The following is a 22,778-nucleotide window of genomic DNA, read 5'->3' as shown; positions in this document are numbered from 1 at the left end:
GCACCGATGACTCCACCGACTAGACTTGCGTCCCATGGGAAAGAAGTCGAAGCGCTCCAAGGAAGAACTCATCGCCAAACGCCTCGCCAGGGCGCAGGCCACGGCATTCGTCGCGCGTCCGTTCGCGGACCTGCCGTTCGAAGCCGACCTCATCTGCCTGCGTGAACTCGTGCCCGCGGCCACCGCGACCGCGAAGCTCACCGAGGAATACGGCGGCCACGAGGTGACCATCACGTCCCTGCTGCCCGCCGCATGGCAGGCCTGGCGTCGCGACGACGGTGAGATCCTGGCCGGAATGCAGGTGCCCGTGTCCTCGACAGACGCCTCCCGCGACGTCGCCCGCGGCCTGCTGGCCGCCGTCGACGCCGAACCCGGCACCTCCATCGAGGCGACCACCGAACCCGGTGAGGGCCCGCGTCTGCAGGACATCCTCGACACCTCTCACCCGTTCGACGTCCGCGTGCTCGAGAACTTCGACTACTGGGCCCTGCCCGAAGCCGAGTCCGATGCCGACGTCGCCGCCGCCCTCCAGCAGGCCAACGACTCCGTGGCCCCGACCGAGAAGCTCGCCTCCGTCGCCTCCGCCTACTGGACCGAGATGTCCGGCCGCACCTACGTCCGGTGGGCCCGCCCCGAAGGTGAGGACCGCGTCGTCGATGCGATGGCCCGCCTGCAGGCCGAGAACGCCAACGACCTCGGCGGAATCGGCACCTTCCTCGGCTACTTCCGCGCCCACGGCATCATCGTCCCCGTCTGGGAACTCGAGTTCGGCACCCAGGTCGACGACGTCGAAGAGCCCATCGCCGCGTTCGGCAAGCGCCTCGACGAAGCGCTGAACACGACCGAGCCGATGAGCACCGAGGCCCGCCGCGTCCGCTCGGGCATCGTGTCCCGCCAGCTGACCATCCACTGATATCCGTCACCACCCCATCACCGAGGCGGGACCCGAAAAGGGTGCCCCACCTCGGTGCCGGTGACGGACAGGAGAACCGACATGAGCGCACAGCCGCACCCCGCCCCCGAGGCGGTCGCCGCCATCATCCCTGCGATGAACGAATCCCAGCGGATCGGTGCCACCGTCGCTGGGGCCAAGCAGATCCCCGGGGTCGACATGGTCCTCGTCGTCGACGACGGATCGGCTGACGACACGGGAACCCTGGCCCGCCGGGCCGGCGCCGAGGTCATCACCCACCCGAAGAACAAGGGCAAGGCTGCGGCCATGATGACCGGAGCCTTCGCTCTGCGCAATCGGGAGATCTCCGACGCCGATCCGGGCGTCGACCCGCACTACCGGGCGCTGCTGTTCATCGACGGCGACCTCGAGGACTCCGCCATCAACACCGCTCCCCTGGCCGAGCCTGTGCTCGCTGGTCAGGCGGACATGACGATCGCGATCCTGCCCGCGCAGAAGCGCAAGGGCGGGGGCTTCGGCTTCGTCGTCGGTCTGGCGAAGAAGGGCATCGCCGAGCTCTCCGGATTCGAAGCCACCCAGCCCCTGTCGGGCATGCGCTGCCTGTCGCGGGAGGCCTTCGACGCGGCCCTGCCGTTCGCCGCCGGATGGGGCGTCGAAGCGGCCATGACCATCGATGTCGTCAACGCCGGACTGCGCGTGGAAGAGGTCGAATGCGACCTCCACCACCGCGTCACCGGTCGTGATCTGAAAGCGCAGCTGCACCGTGCCGCCCAGTACCGCGACGTCGCCCGCGCCATCCTCGTCCGCCGCCTCCGTGCGAAGCGGAATGGCGGGACGCCAGGCGGTGTCTCCTCCACCCCCGCCGATTCCGGGTCGTCCGAATCCACGCAGAATTCCTCCGATCCACACAAGGAGACCGGCAAGTGAGCCTCAACCGTTTCGCGTACCTCGGCCCTGAGGCCACTTTCACCGAGGCGGCCCTGCTCAGCTTCCTCGACTCCCGGAACCTGCGCGCCGAGGCCACGACTCATCCGATGCGCAATGCCCCCTCGGCACTCGACGCGGTGCTCGAGGGCGACTGCGATGCCGCGGTCGTGCCGATCGAGAACTCACTGGAAGGCGGAGTGCCCGCCACGATCGATGCGCTCACCGAGAACGGGCGTCTGCAGATCATCGCCGAGGTGGTCGTGCCCGTCCGCTTCGTCCTCGCCGTCAAGCCCGGCACCACCAGGGAGGAGATCTCCTCCTTCGGTTCGCACCCGCACGGCGAGGCGCAGGTGCGAGCATTCATGAACGAGAACTTCCCCGAAGCCGTCTACCTGCCGACGTCTTCGACTGCCGCGGCCGCCAGAGACTTGGCCAATGACGCCGGCGACCATATGGCCGCCGTCTGCCCGGCCCTGGCCGCGCAACGGTACGGACTCGAGATCGTCGCCGAGGACATCGGCGACCGAAAGGACGCCGTCACCCGATTCGTCGTGGTCACCCGCCCAGGCCCTCTGCCCGCCCCGACCGGCGCGGACAAGACGACCGTCGTGGCGGCCCTGCGTTCGGACCGGGCGGGTTCGCTGCTCGAACTGCTCGAACAGTTCTCCAGCCGTGGGATCAATATGTCCCGCATCGAGTCCCGGCCGACCGGTGACGGGCTGGGCCTCTACCAGTTCTCCATCGACCTGCTCGGACACATCCACGAGGCACGCATGGCCGAGGCCCTGCAGGGTGTCCACCGGGCGGCCCTCAAGCTGCACTTCCTCGGCAGCTACCCGAGCTCCGACGGAGCAGTGGTGCCGGTCGATCCGACGACGACGGACGAGTCCTTCGCCGCAGCCGCCGACTGGCTGGAACGCACCCTCGAAGGCTGATGGACACCGACCGAAATTGCGCGTGACTACGGACCGCCTATGCCTCTTCACACCGGGAAAATCTGCAATACTGAAACCTACTGGTAGGTAAGTGTGTCCAGATTGTCAGAATCCGGCCGGTTTTGGGCAATCTGCGCACACTTGACGTCGGTTCACTAGCCGACAGAGACGACAGAGGAGTCGACGATGGGTTCTTTCGACAGCACGGGTTCGTCCCACGCACCTGGTGACGGCGGAGACAGCGCCGGACCCGGTGATCGTTCCGCCCCGGATCGCCGCTCCCCCGATGCGATCGTCGTCGGGGCCGGGCTCGCCGGACTCGTCGCCGCCCACGAACTCACCCAGGCCGGCAAACGCGTGCTCATCCTCGACCAGGAGAACCGCGCGAACCTCGGCGGACAGGCGTTCTGGTCCCTCGGCGGACTCTTCCTCATCGACTCCCCCGAACAGCGGCGACTGCGCATCCACGATTCGCTCGAGCTCGCCAAAGACGACTGGACCACCTCGGCGGGCTTCGACCGAGATGAGGATCATTGGCCGCGGAAGTGGGCGGAGGCGTACCTCGAGTTCGCGGCCGGGGAGAAGCGCCGGTACCTGCGTGACCTCGGCTTACGCCTGACCCCGATCGTCGGTTGGGCCGAACGCGGTGGGTCCGGTGCGGCTGATCACGGCAATTCCGTGCCCCGTTTCCACCTCACCTGGGGCACCGGCCCCGAGGTGGTCCGGGTCTTCCGTGAACCCGTCGAGACCGCGGAGGCCGCCGGACTCGTCGAGTTCGCCTTCCGTCACCGCGTCGACGAACTCATCACCGAGGATGGGACCGTCGTCGGCGTCCGCGGGCGGACGCTCGCCCCCAGTCACACGGCCCGCGGAGTCGAATCGAACCGCGACGAACTCGCCGACTTCGAACTCCGGGCACCCGCCGTCATCGTCACCACCGGCGGCATCGGACACAATTTCGAACTGATGAAGAAGTACTGGCCGGTCGACCGCCTCGGCGAGTTCCCGGACACGATGCTCGCCGGAGTGCCCGCTCATGTGGACGGGCGGATGCTGCAGATCGCCGAGGATGCCGGAGCCAGCCTCATCAACCGGGACCGGATCTGGGCGTATACGGAGGGCATCGAGAACTGGAATCCGATCTGGCCGGGGCACGGGATCCGAATCATTCCGGGGCCGTCGTCGATGTGGTTCGATGCCGAGGGCAATCGTTTCCCGGCGCCGAACTATCCGGGCTTCGATACGAATCGGACGATGCGCACGATCCTTGAGACCGGGCACGACTATTCGTGGTTCGTACTCAACGAGTCGATCATCCGCAAGGAATTCGCGCTCTCCGGTTCGGAGCAGAACCCGGACCTCACGGAGAAGGACATCCGGATCACGCTCGATCGGGTGCGCTCCTCCGATGCGCCGGGACCGATCGAGGCTTTCAAGAAGTACGGCTCCGACTTCGTCGTGGCCGAAACCACCGAGGAACTGGTCGCGGGAATGAACGAACGCTCCCGCGGACCGGTCATCGACCACGACCACCTCGTCACACAGATCCGGCAGCGGGACCGGCAGACCGAGCACGCGTTCTCGAAGGACGCGCAGGTCCAGGCCATCCACAACGCGCGGTCCTACCTCGGTGACAAGATCGTGCGCGCGGTCAAACCGCACAAGATCCTCGACCCGGCACACGGTCCGCTCATCGCGGTACGTCTGAGCCTGCTGTCACGCAAGACCCTCGGAGGGCTGGAGACGAACCTCGACGGGCAGGTGCTGGCGGGATCCGGCGCTGGTGAAGAGGGAGGTCGCGAGGCTGAGCGCACACCGATCCCGGGCCTCTACGCCGCCGGCGAGGTCACCGGTTTCGGGGGCGGCGGAATGCACGGGTACAACGCGCTCGAGGGAACGTTCCTCGGCGGGTGCATCTTCTCCGGCCTCCGCGCCGGACGCGCTGCCGCCGAGCAGGCCGGCCGTGCGGTGACCTCTCTGCGACCGGAAAGCGGGTCTGCACGAGGCGAAGCAGCGCACTCGTGACCGGCAGCGCGCGTTCAGCCCTCACAGTCTTGGTCACCGGCGGCACCTCGGGAATCGGTCGAGCCGTCGCCGAGGCGCTGGCGGCGAAAGGCTGCACGGTGCTGGCAACCAGCCGGAACCCGGACCGCATCTCCCCTGCCGACCGGATCCCCGGTGTCAGGTATCTTCCGCTGGACCTCGCCGACCCGGATGGTCCGGACCGACTGGCCACAGAGCTCGAGGAACTCGGCCTGCTCGACGGCATCGACGTGCTCATCAACAATGCCGGTGAGAGCCAGTCGGGTCCGTTCGAAGAGCTGCCGGCCGATGCCGTCGAACGGCTCTTTCGTACGAACGTGTTCGGACCCGTTCGACTGAGCCAACTCGTCCTGCCCGGGATGCGTGCGCGACGGGCGGGGCGCATCATCATGGTCGGGTCGATGCTCGCCAGCTTCCCTTTGGCCCACCGCAGTTCGTACTCTGCGGCGAAGGCGGCTCTGCGCGCTTTCGCCACGGCGGCTCGGCAGGAGCTCTCCCCCTTCGGCGTATGGGTGAGCACCGTCGAACCGGGATCGATCGCCACGGGTATCGGGCTGCGGCGGACGAAGTACCTCGAAGAGGGGTCGCCCTATACGCAGGACGTGACGACGATGCTCGAGCACCTCGACGCCAACGAGCGCGGCGGCATGCCGGCCGCCAAGGTTGCGGCCACGATCGTCGATGCGCTCATCGCGCCGAGGCCGCGGGAGTTCTACGCCGTTGGCAGCAGAGCACCGCTGCCGTTCCTGCTGGGGCGTGCGCTTCCCCGCGAACTCGTGTCGAAGATCGTCGCCGCCCAGCACGGGCTCAAGCGGTAAGCGTCTCAGTCGCCGGGTCCGGCGGATTGCTGTACCGCTGATGTCCGGCTGAAGCGCTGAACCTGGTCGCTGGGCCCCAGCGCCCTACTGCAGGCGGGACGGGATGAGGTGTTGGGTGGTCGAGATGCCGAGCACCCGCTGCTGCCGGGACAGGTTGTACGTCCGATCCGACTGCAGGTATCTGACGAGGAAGAGCTTCGCTCGGTCCCCGCGCTTGAACACGCCCTTGATCTTGAGTCCGAGCTTCGCCGACACCAGCGCCTTGTCCTTCGCGACCCCCTCGATGACGACCTGGTCATAGCCCATCCGAGCGAAGTGAGTGACCACAGCCTCTTTGAGCCGGTACGGAATCGGATCACCGATATTGAAGGGACCCGCCGCCGAAGGCACGTCGAGGCAGGCGAGCGCGGCCCGCACCACATTGTCGACATGCGTCAGGGTGATCTTCTGCCTGCCGCCGCCGGGCAGCCGCAGCACACCCTTCTTCGACATCCGCGACAGGAACGGCATGAGCATCGTCTCCCCCGGACCGTAGACGGCCGCGGGACGCAGGATCGCAGCATCGGGACGGAGCCTCATGACGAGCTGCTCGGCGAGAGCATGGGTGCGAGAGTACGCGTCGGCGAAGTCGTTGGGGTCCTTCGGACCGGCTTCCTCCCACAGCTCGGCGTGGGGTTCGGACTCGGAGTACACCGTCGTCGAGGACACGTGCACGATGCGGGCCTTCGGAAACGCATCGAGGACATGACGTGTGCCCGTCACCTTCACGTTGTAGAGAGCGTCGTCATCGGCGCTGACGGAGGCGATTCCGGCACAGTGGAAGACCGCGGTCACATTCTTGGCCAGGGAGGTCACCGACGCGGACGCAGGTTCGGTGATGTCCCAGTGTTGGAAGTTCACCCCGGGGATCTCGGGATCTCGCCGGGACAGCGCGTAGACCGTTTCGTCCCTTTCGGCGAGCGCCCGTGCAATGGCACCACCGATGAAGCCGCTGGCTCCGGTCACTATCACCGCCACGACGTTCCCTCTCTCATCTTCACGCCCACCGCCTCAGCGGCGGTGCTGCCACTGCGGCACCCTCTTCGTCAGGAAGGCGTCGATCCCTTCCTGCGCATCGGCCGCGACGGCATTGTCCGCCATCACCCGCGACATCCGCGCATAGGCGTCGGCCACAGGCAGCTCCCGCTGTTCGTAGAACGCGGCCTTTCCTAGGGCAACTGTAGCCGACGAGGCGGACGCGACTTTGAGAGCCAATTCCAAGGTGGCGGACTCGAGGTCGGCGTCGGCGACGACATCGGAGACGAGACCGAACTTCAGCGCATCCTCGGCGGTCACGAAATCACCGGTCAGCAGCATCCGCATCGCCTGCTTCGCCGGCACCGCCCGGGAGAGGGCCACCATCGGGGTCGAACAGAACAGACCGATCTTCACTCCCGGAGTTGCGAATCTGGCGGACTCGGCGGCAACGGCCAGATCGCAGGTCGCCACCAGCTGGCAGCCGGCCGCCGTGGCCACACCCTGCACCTGTGCGATGACCGGCTGTGGGATGGATCGGATGAGCTGCATCAGTCGGGCACAGGCGTCGAACGTGGTCTGCTGCGTCTCCAGATCCGCCCCGCGGATCTCGGTGAGGTCATGACCGGAGCTGAACACATGACCGGCGGTGATGAGGATGACCGCGCGCACATCGGTGCGGTCGGCCACCTCGGTGAGGGTGTCGATGAGGTCTTCCATGACCTCACGCGACAGTGCGTTGCGCGTGGACGGCCGGTTGATCGTCACGGACGCGACTCCGTCGTCGAGCTGCGCGAATACAATTGATTCCGACATAGCCTCATTCTGCCAAAGGTCGCCGGGCCCGGCGCGGAATCTGCGCAGACGATTTCCGCCCGCCTCCGGACACATCTGCCCCGGTGGGAGCGATTCGGAGGGACTGGCATGACCACACTGCTGATGATCATCGGATTCGGTGCCGCCACCTCGGTGGTGGTCGGATTGGGGCAGAAGCTCAAGCTCCCGTGGCCGGCGCTCATGGTCCTCATCGGCATCGCCGGTGCGTTCATCCCCACCTTCGCCGAGGTGGCCATCGATCCGGAGCTCGTCCTCCCTCTCTTCCTGCCGCCCCTGCTCTTCGCCGCCGCACAGAAGACATCGTGGGCGCTGTTCGCGATCCGGTGGCGCACGATCCTCGGCATGTCCGTAGCTCTCGTCGGTGTGACCGTGGCCGCCGTCGCCGGGTCCGCGGTCTTCCTCGTCCCCGGAATCACCATCGCCGCGGCCATCGCGCTCGGCGCCATGCTCGCCCCACCCGACCCGGTCGCTGTCGAAGCCGTGGCCAGCACCGTGTCGATCCCCCGCCGCATCATGTCGACCCTGCAGAGCGAAGGCCTGTTCAACGATGCCGCCTCCCTGGTCATCTTCCAGACCGCGATGGCCGCGGTATTGGCCGGCACCGAGGTGGACTACGCAGATCTGGCCGTGTCGTTCGTCGTCTCCGCCGTCGTGGCGATCATCGTCGGCCTGGTGCTGTCCTTCGCCGCCTGGTGGGTGATGGAGAAGATCGATCACACGATCGCTCGGTCCTCCCTCATGCTCGTCCTGCCTTTCGGCGTCTACCTCGTGGCCGAGCACTTCCACGCCAGCGGGGTCATCGCCGTCGTCGTGGCCGCCCTCGAAGTGCGGCGCCGCGATGTCGAGGGGAACTCGGCGGAGCGGGTGACGCAGAATTCGACATGGCAGGTCCTCGAGATGCTCATCACCGGAATCGCCTTCGGACTCATCGGTCTCGATCTGCGTCTCATCGTCGAATCCGAACACGCCGACCTCGGGCGAGCGCTGCTCGTCGGCGCGCTCATCGCTCTCATCGTCGTGGCCGTCCGCTTCGTCTGGCTGCTGCTCGGCACTGTCATCGAACGCAAGAGACGCGAGGAGGATCCGGATGCGGCACCGTTGAGCGTCCGCGATGCCACGCTGATGACCTGGGGCGGGATGCGCGGCCTCGCCACGGTCGCCTTGGCCTTGTCGATCCCGGCCACGACGAGTTCCGGTGCCCCGTTCCCCGGTCGGTCCTATGTCGTCGTCGCGGCCGCGGTGGTCCTGCTGGTCACTCTGGTGCTGGCGGGCCTGAGCTTTCCGACCGTCGTCGCTCTCCTCGGCATCGACGACGAGGCGGAGAAGGAACATCAGGCGACCAGGGACATCGCTCTGCGTGCCTACAAGGCTGCGATGCGCGAGATCAAGAACGATGACAGTCTGCCCGACGACGTCATCGAACCCCTGCGGGCGAGGTTCAAAGTCCTGCACGATCAGCTCAGCGGAACCACCGATGACCAGGCGAGCTCGGAGCAGGCGATGGCATTCAAGGAACACCGGGAGCAGATGCTGGCCGTGCAGAAGAAGGCCATGCAGTCCGCCCGTGCCGAGGTGCTCAAGGCCCGGCGCGAACGCGGCACCGATCCGGAGATCGCCGACCGCGTGCTCCACCGCTTCGACCTCCAGTCGGTCATCACGAGGTAGAGGCGGGCCGGTCCCGACCGGGCGGGTTTCCGAGCCGGCCCCGGCTGGGCGGGGACACGTATCCGGGCGGGCCGCCTCGGCGAGATTCTTCTCGATTTTCAAAGTTGAGCGGAATAGACTCAACTTTGTCGGTGTTGTTCTTTTCGAGAGCTGAAATCAGCACAGAATTTGAGAAGGAGATGCGTACATGGACGCACAGATGACAACCAAATCCCGGGAGGCGCTGCAGACTGCGGTCAACGACGTCGTCGCCCGGAAGAACAATCAGATCGAACCGGCCCACCTCGTCGCGGCCCTGCTCGGCCAGCCCGATTCGCTCGCCGCGACCCTGCTGACGAAGGTCGGTGCCGACCCGCAGACCGTGCTGCGGTCCATCGAGTCCGTGATCAGCGGGTTCCCCACCGTCAGCGGATCCTCCGTCAGCCAGCCGGGACTCTCCCGCGCCGGCCTGGAGATGATGAACCTCGCGCAGGAGGAGATGACGGCCCTCGGCGACCAGTTCGTCTCGACCGAACACCTGCTGCTCGCCGCTGCGGCCGGCAAGGACGGCGCCGGTGAGGCGCTGCGCGCGAATGGGGCCAACAGGGACGCACTGCTCGCGGCCATGCCCGAACTGCGTGCCGGAAAGAAGGTCACTTCGGAGAACCCCGAGGAGACGATGCAGTCGCTGGAGAAGTTCGGCATCGATCTCACCGCCGTCGCCCGGGAAGGCAAGCTCGACCCGGTGATCGGCCGCGACAAAGAGGTTCGCCGCGTCGTCCAGGTGCTCTCGCGGAGGACGAAGAACAACCCCGTCCTCATCGGTGAACCCGGCGTCGGCAAGACCTCCGTCGTCGAAGGCCTGGCCCAGCGGATCGTGGCCGGAGACGTGCCCGAATCGCTGCGCGACAAGACGCTCATCAGCCTCGACCTGTCCGCCATGGTCGCCGGCGCGAAGTACCGCGGTGAGTTCGAGGAGCGGTTCAAGGCCGTGCTCGAGGAGATCAAGAACGCCGACGGTCGGATCATCACCTTCATCGACGAGCTCCACACGATCGTCGGTGCCGGTGCCGGCGGAGACTCCTCGATGGACGCAGGCAATATGCTCAAGCCGATGCTCGCCCGCGGTGAGCTGCGGATGATCGGTGCCACCACGTTGGACGAATACCGCGAGAACATCGAGAAGGATCCCGCTCTGGAGCGCCGGTTCCAGCAGGTCTTCGTCGGTGAGCCCAGCGTCGAGGACACGATCGCGATTCTGCGCGGGCTCAAGGAACGCTACGAAGCTCACCACAAGGTCTCGATCAACGACGGCGCCCTGGTCGCGGCCGCAACGATGTCGAACCGGTACATCACAGGCAGGCAGCTGCCGGACAAGGCCATCGACCTCGTCGACGAGGCGGCTTCCCGCCTGCGGATGGAGATCGATTCGGCTCCGGTCGAGATCGATGAGCTCCGCCGCGCCGTGGACCGCCTGAAGATGGAGGACATGGCCCTGGCTAAGGAGACAGACTCCGCGTCGATCGATCGGTTGAGCGCCCTGCGTGCCGATCTCGCCGACAAGGAGGAGGAGCTGCGCGGACTCGAGGCCACCTGGGAGTCCCAGCGTGCCGGCCTCAACCGGGTCGGTGAGCTGAAGACGAAGCTCGACGAGCTGCGTTCGGCCGCCGAGAAGGCTCAGCGCGACACGGACCTTGAGACCGCCTCCCGTCTGCTCTACGGCGAGATCCCTGCCGTGCAGAAGGAGATCGCCGAGGCCGAAGCCGCCGAGGCCCAGGCCGAGGCGGGAGCGAATTCCGATCAGATGGTCTCGGACAAGGTCTCGAGCAACGACATCGCCGAGGTGGTCTCCTCGTGGACGGGCATCCCCGCCGGACGCCTCGTCCAGGGTGAGGTCGAGAAGCTGCTGGGAGCCGAGGGCATCCTCGGTGAGCGTCTCATCGGGCAGAAGAACGCCGTCGCCGCGGTCTCTGACGCCATCCGCCGTTCGCGGGCCGGGGTCGCCGACCCGGATCGCCCGACCGGTTCGTTCCTGTTCCTCGGACCCACCGGCGTCGGCAAGACGGAGCTCGCGAAATCTCTCGCGGACTTCCTCTTCGACGACGAGAAAGCCCTGATCAGGATCGATATGAGCGAATACGGTGAGAAGCACACCGTGTCCCGCCTCGTCGGTGCACCTCCGGGCTACGTCGGATACGACGAGGGCGGCCAACTCACCGAGGCGGTCCGCCGTCGCCCGTACTCCGTCGTGCTGCTCGACGAGGTCGAGAAGGCGCACCCGTCCGTGTTCGACATCCTGCTGCAGGTCCTCGATGACGGTCGGCTCACCGACGGTCAGGGACGCACGGTCGACTTCAGGAACACCATCCTGATCCTGACCTCGAACCTGGGTTCGCAGTTCCTCGTCGACAAGAGCCTGTCGACCGAGGAGCAGCGGTCCAAGGTGCTCGACGTCGTGCATGCGACGTTCAAGCCCGAGTTCCTCAACCGTCTCGATGACATCGTGCTCTTCGACGCGCTCAGCCAGACCGAGCTCGCGTCGATCGTCGATCTGCAGATCTCGCACATGTCGCGCCGGCTCTCCGACCGTCGTGTCTCGCTCGAGGTCACTCAGGGAGCCGAGGACTGGTTGGCGCTCGAAGGCTACGATCCGGCGTTCGGTGCCCGGCCGCTGCGCAGGCTGGTCCAGCGCGAGATCGGCGACAAGCTGGCCCGCGCTCTGCTCGCCGGCGACATCGTCGACGGGGACACTGTGGTCGTCGACCTGCCCGAAGACCCCGAGGCCACCGGCCTGGAGCTGCGCCCCAAGCGGTAAGGCTCCCGGCTGGGGCGTGCTGCGCGGAATCAGCCCAGTTTGAGTTGAATAGCACCTGTTTGAACATGGGCTATTCAACTCAAACTGGGCTGTTTCGCTGACCGCAACGCGGCACAGCACAGAAATGGGACACCCTGCTCTGGATCGCTCACTTTCTTCGGTGAGCATTTCAGAGCAGGGTGTCCCATTTCAGCATCTGCCGGTTGCTGAGCGCTATGCGCGACGGTTACTTGCCGCGAGAGCCTGCGGACGACCGCGTACGAGTCTTTGCAGACCCGCCCTTGGCAGCACCCGAACCGCCGCGGCCACCCGAACCGCCGCGGCCACCGGCGGAACCGCCACCAGCCCCACCAGCACCCCGCGGGGCCGATGACGTCCACCAATGCCGCAGGTAGGCGCTGACCTTCGCGAATGAACGATCGCGGATGAAGATCGCATCGACGGCGATCATCGTCAGCGAGAACCACGGCAGGCCCATGAGCAGCGCGATGCCCAAGTGGAAGGACAGGATGCCCAGCAGCGCGATGATGCGGGTGTAGCGGTTGAAGAGCATGAACGGGAAGGCGCACTGGAAGAGGATCGATCCCCACGAGATCGCTACGACCATCGGCCCCCACGCCGTCATCAGATCCGACAGCACCGGCCACGTGCCGAACTGCTGAGTGTGCAGCGGGTTGTACACGGCGAATCCGTGCTGCCAGGCCTCGCCTCCGGCCTTGTACAGACCGCCGGACATGTAGATTGCGCACACCTGGAACGCGAGTACGACGATCGCGAGGTTGTTGGCCATGATGAGCGCCCAGCGCCACGAGCCGCCGTCGTTGTCCGGGAATTCCGGGTTCCGCGCGCGCCGCCTGGCGTCGAGGGACCATCTGCGGGTCGTATCGGCGAAGAGCATGGCGATCATGAACATCCGGTAGGCGTTGTCGCCCTGATCCCCTGCCCCGTCGTTGAGCTCGATGAAGCTCACCCACAGCACGAGGTAGATCGGCAGGACGATCCTTGTGCGCCACCCGAGGATGATGACGATCGCCAGCAGCGCGAGCCCGATCATCATCGCCGTGAACAGCGGCGGCGTCGTCACCGCTCGGTGGAAGAGGGAGAAGAGCCAGATGGTCGGGAAATCGCTCTTGGGTTCGGCGATCTCCCCGTTCCAGGCCGATCCCACACCGAAGGTGTAATGCCGAGCGCTGAAGTTCGTGAGGATGAGGCCGAGACCGGCGAATCCGATGAGGATCCGTGTCACCGCCAGCCCGTATGTCGCGTGGTACCGGCCGGTGAGCATCTCCTCGAGCCAGTTCCACCCCTGCGCGAGCTTCGTCCGCACGAGGGTCGTCACCGGGACCAACCCGAATTCAGGAGCCGAATCACTCGCCGAGGCGGTCCCATCGTTTCCGCGGCCGGCGGAGTCCGAACCGTTGTCCTTCTCCGGTTTCCGCGCCGAGGCGGTGCCGGCGTTCGCGTGGCCCGCGGAGTCCTTCGCCCGGCCCTGCGCCGAGACGGCCGTGCCGGTCCGCTGGTCAGTGACCTCTACATCGTGGTCGTCCCCGCCTGTGCGGGTCGTGTCATCACTGTTCACCGACGCACCTCACTTCGTCCGAGGCACAGAAGTACTTCGTGAATTCCTCTTGGGACTGATGGTCTTCGACGACGAGTGCGCGCCATCCCACGGGGACGGGTTGGATGTTCGGACGCTTCGCGTCTTTGTCGTTGCGTTCGGCGAAAGGCACGACGTTCTGACGGGCGGCCTGGTATTGGACGCGCTGGACGTCGTCGCCCCAGATGGCCTTCGCCACCTGCGTCGCATACGCGGTGGCCAGATGTTCGCTCTCCAGGTACGCGGGAATCGCGTTCTCCGGGTCGTCGTATTCCCCCAGCTTCGTCTCCAGCCGGTCGACGGAATCGTCGCCCTTGAAGTAGTCGAGTTTGACGATCGCCTTCTGATCGTCGGGCAGATCTTCCCACGAACCTTTGATGTCCGAGGCCACTCCGATGCCCAGCCCCGCCGACCGCGGCGGGAACAGCTTGTATGTCGAGTGGTCGAGTTCGACATCGGTGGCCCGCACCCATTGAGTGATCTCTTCGCCGCTGTCGGTCTTGATCACCGCGCGCACATCGAAGTAGTAGTCGCCGTTGATCGGCTCGGGGGCGAACACGCTCCACGACTGTCCCCACAGCGGGATCATGTATTTGGAGAGCAGGTCACCGGGAATCACCTCCCTCGCCGTCGAGGCAGGGGCGATCCACAGGAAGCTGGCGAAGATATGGAACCCTGTGATCGCCATCGCGATGACCATCAGGGTCCGTTTCACCGCCGAACGTCTCCGAGGTGTGACCTCGGTCGACTCATTGTCCATCTCGGTTCCGGAATTCTCTTGGGAATACGACTGCCGTCACCGCAGGTCCCGCGCCTCATCGGTCGCTTGGCAGATCTCTCGGTGACAACGCACAGTCAATAGGGTACTTCAGCTGTGGCACTGCCCGCCCGGGCAGCGGCAGAATCATTCGCGGTCATCAGGCGCAAGATGACTTCCTCACGATGACTTGCCGATTCGCGGCGCACGCCCGAGGTCTATTCGGCCGCCCTCAGCCACGCCTTGACCGCTTCCGTGGAATCGCCGAGCGTCGGCGGAGCCAGTTCGTAGCTCGGCGGGGTCTCGGACAACCGGATCGGGTTGCGGACGGTGGGGATGACGCGATCGCCCTGACCCGCCTCGGCGACGGGCTCGAGTCCCAGCGACGATGCCAGGTCCACACCTTGGGCGATCGAGTTGATCGGCGCGCAGGGCAGCCCCGCCTCGGTGAGGATGTCGAACCATTCCTGGTTCGTCTTCTCGCTCAGCGCGGCGATGAGCTCGGGCTCGAGGTCATCGCGGTTGACGTTGCGGTCGGCGAAGTTCGCGAACCGTTCATCGGTCGCCCATTCGGGGTGGCCGAGCACCTCGGCGAGCCGGGCGAACTGCTTGTCGTTGCCGCACGCGATGATGATCTGGCCCTCCGCCGTGGGCATCGGCTGGTACGGGTAGAGGCTCGGGTGCTTGTTGCCCATCGCCTGCGGAGTCACGCCGCCGGCCACATATGCCGAGGTCTGGTTCGCCAGCCCGGACAGCGCCGAGGAAAGCAGATTCGTCTCGACCAGCTGACCGGTCCCGGTGTCCTTGCGGTGGTTGAGCGCGCCGAGGATGCCGACCGCCGTATGCAGTCCCGTGATCACGTCGACGACAGCGACACCCGCCTTGACCGGGCCCGACTCCTCGGAGCCGGTGACCGACATGAATCCGGACAGACCCTGGATGAGCAGATCGTAGCCCGGCTGAGGATTGTCGCGACCGAAACCCGTCACCGAGGCGTAGACGATGCCCGGATTGACCGCGCTGACCGACTCATAGTCGAGGCCGTACTTCGCCAGTCCCCCGGCCTTGAAGTTCTCCACGAGCACATCCGCGCGAGCAGCGAGCTGCTGGGCGAAGGAGAGGTCGTCGGAGTCCTTGAAATCGAGGACGACGGAGTGCTTGTTCCGGTTCGCCGTGAGGAAATACGTCGCATCATCCCCTCGCCGAGGCGGCGCCCAGTGACGTGTATCGTCCCCGGTTCGCCCCTCCACCTTGATGACCGTGGCACCCAGATCCGCAAGCATCATCGTCGCGTAGGGGCCGGCGAGGACTCGGGAGAAATCGGCCACGATGGTTCCGGCCAGAGGCCCCGTCCCTCGTCTGCCGAACATCTCCTGCAGATCCTGGTCTTCCACTTCCTGCCTCCTTCGCACACGATCGAATGCTGGCTCCGTGTCCGGTATCGTGTGTCCGATTTCGGGCCAGCTCTGTGACTCCCTGCCAGACTATACGGACTCCCGTGGCCGCCGACTGTCCCAGATGGCTACGTGGACTCCTTCGGCTGGCCGGTGTGCCGATGCGGCGACGGACCTGCGAAATCCGTCGACCGCCTCGGCGAGATTCTGGCTACACTCGGCTCAGCGACAGTCCACCAGCGAAGGGACGAACGATGACGTTGCACATGCCGGCGGAGACCGCCGCCCAGGACCGAGTCTGGATGGCGTTCCCGTCCTCCGGCTACGCGCTCGGCGACACGGAAGCCGAGGCCGAGGCGGCACGCGCCACGTGGGCCGCCGTTGCCCGCGCCACCAGCGAATTCACCCCTGTCACGGTCGTGGTGACCAGTGCACAGACCGATCATGCCAAGCGCCACCTCGGCGAGGGGATCAACCACGAGATCACGATCGTCAACGCCGAACTCGATGATGCGTGGATGCGCGATATCGGACCGAGCTTCGTCGTCGACGAGGCGGGTGCGCTGCACGCGGTGGACTGGGTGTTCAACGGTTGGGGCGCGCAGGAATGGGCGAGCTGGGATCACGATGAGCACATCGGAGAATTCGTCGCGGGCCTCGCCGGGACTCCCGTGGTGTCCTCGGATCTGCGCAACGAAGGCGGCGGATTCCACGTCGACGGTCAGGGAACGGTGCTTGCGACGCGCAGCGTCCAGCTCGATCTCGGCCGCAATCCGGGACTCACCGAAGCCGATGTGGAAGCCGAATTCGCGCGCACGATCGGGGCCAAGAAGGTCATCTGGCTCGACCGCGGTCTCCACCGGGACAATCAGACCTTCGGCACCCGTGGACACGTCGACATCGTCGCCGCGATGCCCAGCCCCGGCGTCGTCCTCGTCCACGATCAGCGCAATCCCGAACACCCGGACTTCGAATTCAGTCGCGCACTCAAGGAGCAGTTCGCGGCCGAGACCACCGCCGACGGCACGCCCTTCGAGGTGGTGCCGATCCCGGCGCCCGAGGTGCTGCGCGACGAAGAAGGGTGGGTCGACTATTCGTATGTCAATCACCTCGTCACCAACGGCGGGGTCATCGCCTGCACCTTCGACGATCCGATGGACGCCGAGGCGGCAGCCGTGCTCGAGCGCGTCTACCCGGGGCGGAAGGTCGTCGGGGTCGATGCACGCGAGCTCTTCGCCCGCGGCGGCGGAATCCACTGCATCACCCAGCAGCAACCGAGCCTCGGCTGAGTCGAGCCGGAACCTGCCGCAGGTCCCGGCTTCCAATCCGAGCCGCGCGTGCCGAGCCGGTCCGCGCGTGCCGAGCCGGTCCGCGCGTGCCGAACCGGGCTCCCGCGTGTCGAGCCCGGGATCGTCGAGAATCTGCGATGACGGCGCGGGTGAATCCATACCCGTACGAGCACGACTCGGTATAAGCTGGTTCTTGAGGGCACAGTGCCCGTGCGCTGCCACATCGCTGCCCGGACCTGTGTCGCACAGCAGAGCCGAATACGGTGACGTCGAGTTGCGAAGAGGAGCAAGACCATGAAGAAGAGATTGATTCTCCTGGCCGGTCTCGGAGTCGGATTCATTCTGGGATCACGCACCGGGCGCCAGAGCTACGAACGGCTGAAGGCCCAGGCTCAGGATCTGTGGACCGACCCGCGCGTCCAGGACACCGTCGAGAAGGCCAACCAGTCTATCCGCGAGAAGTCGCCGGCAGTCGCCGATGCCGTTCAGACCGCGGCCGACAAGGTCAACGCCGCCGCTGCCACGAACACTCCCGTCTCCGAATTCGACGGCGACGAGGACTCGACTGGTGCGAAGGCAGACACGACCGCGAAGAGCACCACCGCCGCGCAGGAAGCAGCGAAGTCGAACACCACGGCTAAGCACAAACCGTCGCCGAAGGCCCAGGATTCGATCACCGATCCGGAGCGTCACCTCGACGACGAAGGACCGGCAGGAGTCGCCGACGACGACTGAGCAACGGCAGACTGGCTGAGTCAGTCGGCAACAGCCCAGGAAAAGGTGAACAGCCCATGTTTGAAACAGGGCTGTTCACCTTTTTCTGGGCTGTTCGCAGAATCCGCCGCTTTCTGGGCTGTTCGCGGAATCCGCCGCTGGTGGGCCGGCGCCTACAGCAGCGAGCTCGTCAGGCGGGCCACGTTCTCCAGATACTTCTTCAGCAGCGGCCGCGCCTGCCATTCCTCGGCATTGAGCTCGACCGAATTCGGTGCATAGCGTTCGGCCTCGAGGTCGTACATGCGCTGCGTGAATTCCTTGTTGACGATGAAGAGCGTGACCTCGAGGTTCATCGCGAAGGACCTCTCGTCCATATTCGACGAGCCGATGATCGAGACCTCGTCGTCGATCATGAGGAACTTCGAGTGCAGCACCGTCGGAGCGTGGTACATGAAGATCCGCACCCCGGCGCGCACCAACTCGTCATAGTACGACTGCTGCGCCTTGTGGGTCAGCCAGTGGTCGCTCGTCTCACCGACGTACAGACGCACATCGACTCCCGATCTGGCCTCGGTCGTCAGCGCGTGCAGCAGGGACTCGTCGGGCACGAAATACGGTGAGCAGACGACGACGCGACGATTCGCGTTGTAGATGAGGTGGTTGAACAGGCGCAGATTGTTCTCGTCCTCGAAGCCGGGACCCGACGGCACGATCTGCGCCTGGACGCCGCCGAATTCGGGGGCCTCGAGCTCGAAGCTGTCGGGTTCGTCGAGGATCTCGTCGGTCTCCGAATACCAGTCGGTGATGAACACGGCATCGAGCTCTTCGACGACCGGCCCACGACATTCCACCGACAGGTCCTTCCACTGGAAGCCCTTCCTGCGGTTGCGGGCCTTGTTGTAGGTGCGGTCGATGATGTTCTGCGAACCGGTGAACGCGACCTCCCCGTCGACGACGAGGATCTTGCGGTGATTGCGCAGGTCGGGCCGCTGGTATTCGCCCCTCCAGGGGCGGATCGGCAGGGCACGGCGCCAGCTGATGCCCGAACCGTCGAGCTTCTTCACCAGTTCCGAGTAGCCCGGATAGCCCAGCGATCCCACATGGTCGATGAGGACCCGCACACTCACACCGCGCCGGTGCGCGGCCAGCAGCGATTCGAGCAGCCGCCTCGTCGTGTCATCGATGGCGACGATGTAGAACTCGAAGTGGACGAACCGCTGTGCTCGGTCGACGGCATCGGCCATCGCCTCCATGCAGGCGTGGTTGTCGACGTGGAGGTCGAAGGAGTTGCCGTGGGTCATCGGCAGGGCACCGAGATCGAAGTTGAGCTGCGCTGCGGTGCTCAGCGGTTCGGGCATATGGTCCTGGCGTCCGACGATCGCCTGGTGGCGGATCTGATCGCGGAAGAGGTCATTCATCTTCGACTGTTTGTCCCGCCGCCGCTTCGGCAGCTTCGACGATCCCAGCAGCAGGAACGCCGCAATGCCCACATACGGGATGAGGAAGATCGCAAGCAGCCAGCCCAGCGCGACCGACGGCCTGCGATTGTGCGGAATCCACCCGAGCGCGATGATGCGGATGATCATGTCGACCAACAGCAGGATGACGATCAGCCAGTTCGGCCAAGCCTGATTGATGTTGAAGAACGGATAGATCCCGAAACTGCTCATATAGTGCCCGTTCAGCCCCGCCCTGTTCGTCACCGGTTGGGTTATCGGCCTCAGATGGAGGATGTCAGATTGCCATCCATCGTATCCTGCCCGCCCCGCGCGCACTCGCCCCACCCCGCCATCGGCCCTCTGCCCGAGCCCGGGCATACTGGAAGCAGACATCAATTGCTGAGAGCGAAGGTGCTGAACGTGATTCGAGACATCAACCCCGAAGGTTCCGACCGTTCGGATACCGCCGACAGCGCGAGCCGCGGTCCCGATATCGCCGACGCCGAGGCGGTCCCGATCAGGCCCGCCGTCAGCGTGCTCATGCTCCGCGACGGGGAAGAGGGTGTCGAGGTGTTCGTCCAGCACCGGGTGTCGACGATGGATTTCGCCGCCGGCGTCGTCGTCTTCCCCGGCGGTCGCGTCGACCCTGTCGATGCGACGATCGCACCGACCATCGCCGTCCCCGATCCGCAGGTGCACACCTCCGCATGGTCCGATTCGACCATCGCCGAGGATGCCGAGGGTTGGCGCGTCCTGCTCGCCACCGCTGTGCGCGAGGTCGAGGAGGAGACGGGCGCGGTCCTCGACCCGGCCGGGCTCAAGCCGTGGGCGAACTGGGTGACTCCCTTGGGGCGGCCCAAACGCTTCGATACGTACTTCTATACGATCGCGGCTCCCGAGCTCGCCGCCGCCCAGCATCAGACGACGGAGGCGCACACGAGCGAGTGGCGCTCGGTGACCGGGATCCTCGCAGATGAGGGAGCCGGACGGCTGAAGCTCATGCGTCCGACGTTCGTGCTGCTGCGTGAACTCGCGGAATTCCCCACCGTCGCCGAGGCGATCACCGCCGAGAGGATCATCGATCCAGTCCGCCCAGAGTTCCCCTCCAACCGCGGGTCCTGACTCAGCCCTTGGCGCGGGCCTTCATCGCGGCCAGGCGAGTGGCGACGACCTGCTTCTGCTCGTCGGTGCCCAACAGCGCGGCGAGCGCTTCCTGTTCGGCGTCGAGTCCGGTGCTGAAGTCGGAGTCATAGGACAGGTCAACAAGCCGCTTCGCCCACACCAGCGCCGACCGTGACTGGCCCGCGATCTGCCCGGCCAGTTCGAGAGCACGGGCCAGAGAGTCCTCGACGACTTCTTCGACGAGGCCGATGCGCAGGGCTTCTTCGGCACCGATCGTGTCGGCGGTGACGATGAGCTTCTTCGCCTGAGCCGGTCCCACGAGTCGCGGCAACAGCTGGGTGCCGCACATATCGGGGATGATTCCCCAATTGAGTTCCATGAGTGAGAGCTTCGCGTCCGGTCCGGCCACACGCATGTCCGCACCGAGAGCGATCTGCAGCCCGCCGCCGAGCGCCGGACCGCGCACGGCAGCGATGACCGGAACCTCGACGAGTGACCACACGTGCACGGCTTTCTGCGCCAGGGCCCGGGCCGAACCGAGCCGCTCGCCGATATCGACGGCGGTGGCCACGGAGTCCGCCGCTTCCGATTCACCGGCACCGGCGGCCTGCTCGGCTGCTTCCTCAGCGGATGAGCGGGTCGCTGCTCCGGCCTCGGCGATCCGGGCCATCTCGGTGAAGTCGAGACCGGCGCTGAAGGCACGACCGCGACCGGACAGGACCACGGCCTTGACTTCGCTCGAACCTTTAAGTGCCAGCCCCGCCTCGACGAGGTCTTCGAAGACCTCGCGGGTGAGCGAATTGAGCTTGTCGGCACGGTCGATCTCGACGTGGGCGACGCCGTCGGTGATCGCGTAGACGACGGTCGAGTTGGTGGTCTCGGACATGATCTGGCCTTTCGACGACGATGCCGGCGCGGAAGCCACCGGCGGATAGGGAACATGACGCGGCCGCAGGCGACAGGCCACCGACGCCGGCGACACTGAACGAGCGATCAGCTGCGTTTCCTGAAGCCTATCGGAGCACCGGTCAGGGTCAAGACGAAGACCACGATGAGGGAGCTCGCGCACATGGCGACGACTCCCGGCCAAGCGAAGTCGGCGAAGAGGACCGCCGAGAGCCAGGCGCCGAGGCTCGTGCCCAGGTAGTAGACGGTGAGGTAGATGGCTGCGGACCGGGTCGAGTCGACTCCCGGCCGGGCGGCACTCGCCGCCGCGGAGGCACCCGTATGTCCGAGGAAGAATCCGGCGGTGAGCAGCGACATGCCGATGATGATCACCACGAGCGAATCGACCAGAGTCAGCCCCGCACCGGCGAGCGCGATGACCATTCCCGCCAGGGTGATCCGAGTGCGTGGGTACTTCGTGGCCAAGCGGCCGTAATACGTGGTGACGACGGTGCCGACGAGGTAGATGAGGAAGAACAGCGCGACTGCGCCCTCGCTCAGGTGCCACGGATCCTGCTGGAGGCGGGTGCCGAGCATCGTGAACGATCCGCCGAAGACGATCATGCACAGGAACCCGGTGAGGTAGATCCTCCACAGACCTCCGCGCAGCGGAATCGCTCGCCGAGGCGGCTGCGCGCTCCCAGCACCACCGTCGTCGGCGGCGTCGCCGGAAGAGTCGGCATCGTCGTCGACGGACCCATCGGTGGCGGCCGGGACGCCGTCACCGTCGGCGAGAGCATTGCTGGCACTGTCGTCACCTGCGGTGACAGCGTCAGGGTCGGCCGCCTCGGTGAGGGTGGGATTCGTGTCGGACGGAATGGAATCGTCCGTGTCGAGGACAGCCCGGCTGCGGGCGGTGGAGAAGAGATCGTGGCGCAGCAGCCAGACGACGATGAGCCCGAAGATCAGCGACACGACCGCGGTGAACGCAAGCCCACCGTGCCAGCCGAGGAATTCCGACGCCAGCCCGGTGAGCAACCTCGAGCAGAGCCCGCCGATCGTGTTGCCGGCGATGTAGACCCCGATCGCCCCGGGCAGCGCGGCCGGCGGCAGACGAAGCGACAGATAGGCCATGGCCGTGGCCGGCACCGAGGCGATCGCCAGTCCCTGGAGGAACCGGACGACGATGAGCAGCTCCGGGGTCGGAGTGAAGGGAAGGACGAGCGCGAGGATCGCCGCGACGATCACTCCAGCACCGATCTGGCGGGCGTGGCCGATCCGCGGGGCGAGCATGGAGAAGGGAATGAGGAAACAGGCCATGGCCACGTTCGTCGCGGACACGGTCAGGCTCGCCGTCGGACCGTCGATTCCGTAGGCGTCGCGGATCGCCGGCAGCAGGCCCTGGGTCTCGTAGAGGACGAGGAAGACGGAGACTCCCGCGAGGAAGACCGCGGCTACGGTACGCCGAGTGCTCGTCGGACTCGGCTCACCTGTGCTCATGAGCCCTACGCTATGCCTCCGGCATTCGCGGCTCAAACGATTCCGGGTCCCGGACCGTGTGAGTCCGGACACCGCGGGGATGCGGAGGATAACCCCATCGCGGAGGCGGCCCTGCGACTTCTAGGCTGAAGACCA

18 protein-coding genes are annotated in these 22,778 nt (G+C 66.0%); 10 read left to right on the top strand and 8 right to left on the bottom strand.

The genetic code is table 11. The features are described 5' to 3' along the window. Positions 1–34: 34 nt before the first annotated feature. From ACU4IU_RS10660 to ACU4IU_RS10640, 5 genes are all read left to right on the top strand, one after another. Positions 35–913: a DUF5926 family protein gene (locus ACU4IU_RS10660; RefSeq protein WP_139469047.1), complete on the top strand. Its 879-nt coding sequence runs from the start codon at positions 35–37 to the stop codon at positions 911–913. Between the two features lie 81 nt (positions 914–994). Beyond that, positions 995–1,840: a glycosyltransferase family 2 protein gene (locus ACU4IU_RS10655; protein ID WP_446656690.1), complete on the top strand. Its 846-nt coding sequence runs from the start codon at positions 995–997 to the stop codon at positions 1,838–1,840. Continuing rightward, positions 1,837–2,775 carry a prephenate dehydratase gene (gene pheA / locus ACU4IU_RS10650; protein ID WP_181271482.1) on the top strand — a complete coding sequence of 313 codons (939 nt, stop codon included), beginning with the start codon at positions 1,837–1,839 and terminating at the stop codon, positions 2,773–2,775. The genes ACU4IU_RS10655 and pheA overlap by 4 nt, the downstream gene beginning before the upstream one ends. 186 nt (positions 2,776–2,961) lie before the next feature. Further along, the gene (locus ACU4IU_RS10645) at positions 2,962–4,800 is read left to right on the top strand and encodes an FAD-binding dehydrogenase (protein WP_446656689.1); all 1,839 of its coding nucleotides are present in this window, start codon (positions 2,962–2,964) and stop codon (positions 4,798–4,800) included. Next, positions 4,797–5,636: an SDR family oxidoreductase gene (locus ACU4IU_RS10640; RefSeq protein ID WP_446656688.1), complete on the top strand. Its 840-nt coding sequence runs from the start codon at positions 4,797–4,799 to the stop codon at positions 5,634–5,636. Before ACU4IU_RS10645 ends, ACU4IU_RS10640 begins: the two co-directional genes overlap by 4 nt. 84 nt (positions 5,637–5,720) lie before the next feature. On the opposite strand, the gene ACU4IU_RS10635 is transcribed toward ACU4IU_RS10640, so the two are convergent. Further along, positions 5,721–6,653: an NAD-dependent epimerase/dehydratase family protein gene (locus ACU4IU_RS10635; protein ID WP_139469044.1), complete on the bottom strand. Its 933-nt coding sequence runs from the start codon at positions 6,651–6,653 to the stop codon at positions 5,721–5,723. A 33-nt stretch (positions 6,654–6,686) separates the two neighbouring features. Next, positions 6,687–7,466: an enoyl-CoA hydratase gene (locus ACU4IU_RS10630; RefSeq protein WP_139469043.1), complete on the bottom strand. Its 780-nt coding sequence runs from the start codon at positions 7,464–7,466 to the stop codon at positions 6,687–6,689. A 108-nt stretch (positions 7,467–7,574) separates the two neighbouring features. Between ACU4IU_RS10630 and ACU4IU_RS10625 the strand changes: the two genes are divergently transcribed. Next, positions 7,575–9,152, top strand: a complete 1,578-nt coding sequence (locus tag ACU4IU_RS10625; RefSeq protein WP_446656687.1) for a Na+/H+ antiporter — start codon at positions 7,575–7,577, stop codon at positions 9,150–9,152. Between the two features lie 187 nt (positions 9,153–9,339). Beyond that, complete coding sequence (gene clpB, locus ACU4IU_RS10620; protein WP_446656686.1) at positions 9,340–11,946, top strand: ATP-dependent chaperone ClpB; 2,607 nt, start codon at positions 9,340–9,342, stop codon at positions 11,944–11,946. A gap of 226 nt (positions 11,947–12,172) precedes the next feature. Here clpB and ACU4IU_RS10615 read toward each other — a convergent pair whose 3' ends face one another. The 3 genes from ACU4IU_RS10615 to ACU4IU_RS10605 all read right to left on the bottom strand — a co-directional run bounded on the left by ACU4IU_RS10615 (position 12,173) and on the right by ACU4IU_RS10605 (position 15,694). After that, positions 12,173–13,525, bottom strand: coding sequence for an HTTM domain-containing protein (locus ACU4IU_RS10615; RefSeq protein ID WP_446656685.1), 1,353 nt, complete (start codon positions 13,523–13,525; stop codon positions 12,173–12,175). Beyond that, positions 13,515–14,258 (bottom strand): DUF5819 family protein, encoded by a 744-nt coding sequence (locus tag ACU4IU_RS10610; protein WP_229664072.1) that lies wholly within the window; start codon positions 14,256–14,258, stop codon positions 13,515–13,517. Before ACU4IU_RS10610 ends, ACU4IU_RS10615 begins: the two co-directional genes overlap by 11 nt. A gap of 260 nt (positions 14,259–14,518) precedes the next feature. Beyond that, positions 14,519–15,694, bottom strand: coding sequence for a CaiB/BaiF CoA transferase family protein (locus tag ACU4IU_RS10605; protein ID WP_446656684.1), 1,176 nt, complete (start codon positions 15,692–15,694; stop codon positions 14,519–14,521). Between the two features lie 254 nt (positions 15,695–15,948). Between ACU4IU_RS10605 and ACU4IU_RS10600 the strand changes: the two genes are divergently transcribed. Both ACU4IU_RS10600 and ACU4IU_RS10595 read left to right on the top strand, forming a co-directional pair. Further along, positions 15,949–16,983, top strand: a complete 1,035-nt coding sequence (locus tag ACU4IU_RS10600) for an agmatine deiminase family protein (RefSeq protein ID WP_446656683.1) — start codon at positions 15,949–15,951, stop codon at positions 16,981–16,983. A gap of 294 nt (positions 16,984–17,277) precedes the next feature. Beyond that, a complete protein-coding gene (locus ACU4IU_RS10595) occupies positions 17,278–17,718 on the top strand; it encodes a hypothetical protein (protein ID WP_172171956.1) in 441 nt (146 codons plus the stop codon). Positions 17,719–17,870: 152 nt separating this feature from the next. Here ACU4IU_RS10595 and cls read toward each other — a convergent pair whose 3' ends face one another. Beyond that, a complete protein-coding gene (gene cls, locus ACU4IU_RS10590) occupies positions 17,871–19,367 on the bottom strand; it encodes a cardiolipin synthase (RefSeq protein WP_139469036.1) in 1,497 nt (498 codons plus the stop codon). Between the two features lie 189 nt (positions 19,368–19,556). Here cls and ACU4IU_RS10585 point away from each other — a divergent pair, with 189 nt between their 5' ends. Next, the gene (locus ACU4IU_RS10585; RefSeq protein ID WP_367647505.1) at positions 19,557–20,258 is read left to right on the top strand and encodes an NUDIX hydrolase; all 702 of its coding nucleotides are present in this window, start codon (positions 19,557–19,559) and stop codon (positions 20,256–20,258) included. A gap of 1 nt (position 20,259) precedes the next feature. Here the strand turns inward: ACU4IU_RS10585 and ACU4IU_RS10580 are convergent, their stop codons facing one another. Both ACU4IU_RS10580 and ACU4IU_RS10575 read right to left on the bottom strand, forming a co-directional pair. After that, positions 20,260–21,144, bottom strand: coding sequence for an enoyl-CoA hydratase-related protein (locus tag ACU4IU_RS10580; RefSeq protein ID WP_172171960.1), 885 nt, complete (start codon positions 21,142–21,144; stop codon positions 20,260–20,262). Positions 21,145–21,251: 107 nt separating this feature from the next. After that, the gene (locus ACU4IU_RS10575; protein WP_446656682.1) at positions 21,252–22,643 is read right to left on the bottom strand and encodes an MFS transporter; all 1,392 of its coding nucleotides are present in this window, start codon (positions 22,641–22,643) and stop codon (positions 21,252–21,254) included. Between the last annotated feature and the right edge of the window lie 135 nt (positions 22,644–22,778).

The sequence above is a fragment of the Brevibacterium sp. CSND-B09 genome (assembly GCF_052906525.1).
The sequence above is the reverse complement of the archived record's forward strand: the minus strand, read 5'-3'. Positions and strand labels throughout refer to the sequence as shown.

Bases quoted from the DNA above. Each gene is read 5' to 3' on its own strand.
- ACU4IU_RS10660 (WP_139469047.1), top strand. From the start codon at position 35: ATGGGAAAGAAGTCGAAGCGCTCCAAGGAAGAACTCATCGCCAAACGC.
- ACU4IU_RS10655 (WP_446656690.1), top strand. From the start codon at position 995: ATGAGCGCACAGCCGCACCCCGCCCCCGAGGCGGTCGCCGCCATCATC.
- ACU4IU_RS10645 (WP_446656689.1), top strand. From the start codon at position 2,962: ATGGGTTCTTTCGACAGCACGGGTTCGTCCCACGCACCTGGTGACGGC.
- ACU4IU_RS10630 (WP_139469043.1), bottom strand. From the start codon at position 7,466: ATGTCGGAATCAATTGTATTCGCGCAGCTCGACGACGGAGTCGCGTCC.
- ACU4IU_RS10625 (WP_446656687.1), top strand. From the start codon at position 7,575: ATGACCACACTGCTGATGATCATCGGATTCGGTGCCGCCACCTCGGTG.
- clpB (WP_446656686.1), top strand. From the start codon at position 9,340: ATGGACGCACAGATGACAACCAAATCCCGGGAGGCGCTGCAGACTGCG.
- ACU4IU_RS10600 (WP_446656683.1), top strand. From the start codon at position 15,949: ATGACGTTGCACATGCCGGCGGAGACCGCCGCCCAGGACCGAGTCTGG.
- ACU4IU_RS10595 (WP_172171956.1), top strand. From the start codon at position 17,278: ATGAAGAAGAGATTGATTCTCCTGGCCGGTCTCGGAGTCGGATTCATT.
- cls (WP_139469036.1), bottom strand. From the start codon at position 19,367: ATGAGCAGTTTCGGGATCTATCCGTTCTTCAACATCAATCAGGCTTGG.
- ACU4IU_RS10580 (WP_172171960.1), bottom strand. From the start codon at position 21,144: ATGTCCGAGACCACCAACTCGACCGTCGTCTACGCGATCACCGACGGC.
- ACU4IU_RS10575 (WP_446656682.1), bottom strand. From the start codon at position 22,643: ATGAGCACAGGTGAGCCGAGTCCGACGAGCACTCGGCGTACCGTAGCC.